This is a genomic window from Cupriavidus sp. 05T313, assembly GCF_056396665.1.
In genome coordinates this window covers 1-3,253 of the sequence record NZ_JBFTLX010000426.1, presented here as the reverse complement: position 1 = coordinate 3,253, position 3,253 = coordinate 1, and the positions used below count along the sequence as shown (strand labels likewise).

The window sequence follows — 3,253 nt, the reverse complement described above, 5'->3', positions numbered from 1 at the left end:
AAGCCGAGGTAGCGATACCTAAGTATACGGCGCAAAACCGGGGCGCGGTCCAGGTGCATTTCTACCCAGAACATCGCGTCAAGATCGTCGTGTCCAGGTACAGCCTTGGCCATCCTGCCAACCCCTTGCCGCAGAAAGACTGGGCCCCATGGACCCTCAATGAGGACTGGGCACGAAACTACTACGAGGATCAACACAAGAAATGACAGAGATCGATTTTGCCCTGAATCCAGACCTGACACGTGGGCGGGCATTGTCCGACCGGGAGCAACTGCAGCGAAGCCATGCCATGTGCAGAGCCACCGGAGATCCTAGGACGCCCTCCTGCTCTGRCAGCTTGTTCGTCGGGCTGTTCTTCGATGGCACCGGCAACAACGAGGATGAAGACTACAAGAAGCACGAACAAGACCCGCGCCACCAGAAACACAGCAACGTGGTGCGTCTGTATCACGCCTATCCCGACCGCAAGAAAGTTGGGACCAATGCCTACTATGCCTACTACATCCCCGGAGTCGGTACCCCATTCAGGGAAATAGGCGACGACGGTGGCAAGTTTGGCTCCGCAGCTGCCTGGGGCGGCGAGCCGCGCATCATTTGGGGACTGACCCGCATCTTCAATGCCGTTCATCGGTATCAACGTGGCGACGACCTGATCCCCGACGACCAAGCCAAGGCGATGACCTCCGGCCTGGGCGGCGTTGGCTCTTCGGGTTGGCAGCGGCGGTGGGCATTGAAGCAGACCTGGCAGGACCGGCTCAAGGCTGCGATTCGTGGACGCAAGCCGCAAATCCTGCAGATCAACCTCAGCGTGTTTGGCTTTTCGCGCGGGGCAGCGGAAGCCCGCGCCTTCGTCAACTGGCTCTACGAAATCTGCGAGAAGGTGGACGGAGGTTGGCGCTTCGCCGGCATTCCGCTGCACGTACAGTTCCTCGGGATTTTCGACACGGTGGCATCAGTAGGTATTGCCGGACTTTACTCTTTTGCGGAAGGGCGCCAAAGCTGGGCCGACGACAACATGCAGGTTCATCCGGCCGTGGAGCAATGCCTGCACCTGGTCGCTGGCCACGAGGTGCGCGCGTGTTTCCCCTCCGATTCGGTCCGAATCAATGGAAAGTATCCCCCGAACTGCAAGGAGTTTGTGTTTCCCGGCTCGCACTCGGACATCGGTGGGGGCTACATGCCGCTGTGCCTGGGCAAGGCCGACTGGAATGCAGTGGGCCCACACCACGACCTGCAATTGGCTCGTGTGCCTGGCTTCGAGATGTATCGCGCCGCGCTTGTGGCAGGCGTGCCCTTCTATACAGAGCAGCAACTGATTGAGAAGGGTCAAAAGAAGGTATTCGATGCGCTGACACCATCGCAATCTGCCGTCGACGCCGTCAAGGCCTACTACCTGGCTGCCAACATCAAGGCCGGCACGCTGGAGGACATGACCCGGCAGCATATGCGCTGGTACTTCAGCCATCGCTGGCAGTTGCTGGAGGCGGGGTTCCGCGGTTCGCCGCAGTATCAGCGCGCGTGTGGCAAGCCCAATCACGACCAGGGCGACGACTTCAAGGACGAGCCGACCTGGCTTCTGCACACACAGCGCGCACTGATTCAGGTAGTTGCGGAGTCCTGCCGCAAGCTTGAATGGAGAATGAGGGTCAACAACTGGGAAGCCGAGCGGGAAGGCGAAGTGCTCGATAGCCCGTTTCGCCCGGCCCCTGGTGCCAGATTGCTGAAGTTTGCGCGATCGCGCCCGTTGGTCGATGACTCGCTCCAGGCGGAGGCTGGCGCGATAGCCAGGCAGGCGCCCGCAGTGCTCGCGAGATGGCGCGAATGGCTCTCCCAAAACATGTACCCCGAGGTACACGATGCGCAGGCGCCCGAACGGGACATGACCCGACTCCTGGAGGTCCTGCAAGATGGCGCGGTACCGCAGGCGATCGCCAGCTTCCTCGATGCCCACGTGCATGACTCGATGGCGGGCTTCATCGGATTCGGCATGCCAGAGTTTCAGACCAATGGCTACGGCATCGCGAAGTTCCGCCGCATCTACTTCGGCAATGCGGGAGACAAGATCGTTCGGGACCAGGTGGCACGCGATAACGAGCGACGCATCAGCGAAGCCAGAGGCAAGCGCAACCAGGCCGAAGCCGAGCGGATGCCGCCGCGTATGCCACCGATGTCGGAATGGTTTCCGCGCCTCAACTAGGAGTGCTTCCCAAGACCACTGTCGTGCGCCAGCCTGGCCAGAGCCGCCAGAGCGGCCGGAGACATTCCGACATCCGGCTATGGCACGCAAATCGCTACCATCCACCCACTGCACTGAGATGACTGCCAAATCCAAGATCACGCCTTCGGCCAACACGTCCACTCGCTTTCCGGAGCTGATGGAAGCCATCACCAAAGAGAAACCTTGCGGGGACGATCTGGAGTATGACCCTGAGTTCGTTGTGCTCCTGGCCAAGGCGGCGCCGAAACCGGACGCCCAATACGGGGACTTTGTCAGTGCGCCGGAGGCGGTTAGCTGGACGGAGCTGGAGCGTGACTGCCGGCGCCTGCTGCTGCGCACGCGTGATATTCGCATCCTGGTGCTGTTGCTGCGCTGCCGGGCCCGGATGGATCACGCTGCAGGCCTGCGGGATGGCCTGGCACTGTTGGCGCAACTGCTGACGAAATGGCCTGACGCAATCCATCCACAACGCGTGGTCGAGGGTGAGGCCGATCTCGCCTTGCGCGCCAATGCGCTAGCTGCGCTCGCCGATCCGGCAGGGTTAATGCAAGACGTGCGGGATCTGCCGATCATGGCCAACGGCGCGCTGCGGCTACAGATTCGGGACGTGGAGCGTTCGCTCGCCGTGCCACGAACGCCCGATGCCCTGCCATCGGAATCGGTGCGCCAGCAGCTGAAGGATATGCGCGTGGCGCACAGCGCTACCCTGGTGGCGCTCGAGGAGGCCGCGGGAATCGCATCGGCCATTGACGCCTGGGCCAGCGACAACCTCCCGGACGAACGGCCTGATCTGCAGCCGCTATTGAAACTGCTGGGCACGGTGGCAAACACTGCCGAACCCGCGATTGCCCCGGCCGTGGCCGAGCCCAACGCCATGCCGTCCGCTGAATTGCACCCGGAAAGCGTAGCCGACGTGTGGAATGGCAACGGTACTGCCGCTATCGCGGAAGTCACCACGACCGCCCCCAGATCGGCCGACTTCCCAGTCGATCGAGGTGCCGCCCTCTCCGGCATTCGCGCAGCGCGACTATGGTT

General features: G+C 62.1%; 3 protein-coding genes. All 3 read left to right on the top strand.

Features of this window, described 5'->3' with window-relative positions; genetic code table 11:
- The coding region (locus tag AC1DKD_RS40260; protein WP_477144652.1) for a hypothetical protein at positions 1-206 on the top strand (206 nt) is incomplete at its 5' end.
- The gene (locus AC1DKD_RS40255; protein ID WP_477144651.1) at positions 203-2,197 is read left to right on the top strand and encodes a T6SS phospholipase effector Tle1-like catalytic domain-containing protein; all 1,995 of its coding nucleotides are present in this window, start codon (positions 203-205) and stop codon (positions 2,195-2,197) included. The genes AC1DKD_RS40260 and AC1DKD_RS40255, both read left to right, overlap by 4 nt.
- A 118-nt stretch (positions 2,198-2,315) precedes the next feature.
- Positions 2,316-3,253 (top strand): type VI secretion system protein TssA (locus tag AC1DKD_RS40250; RefSeq protein ID WP_477144650.1); only part of this gene is annotated, 938 nt, incomplete at its 3' end.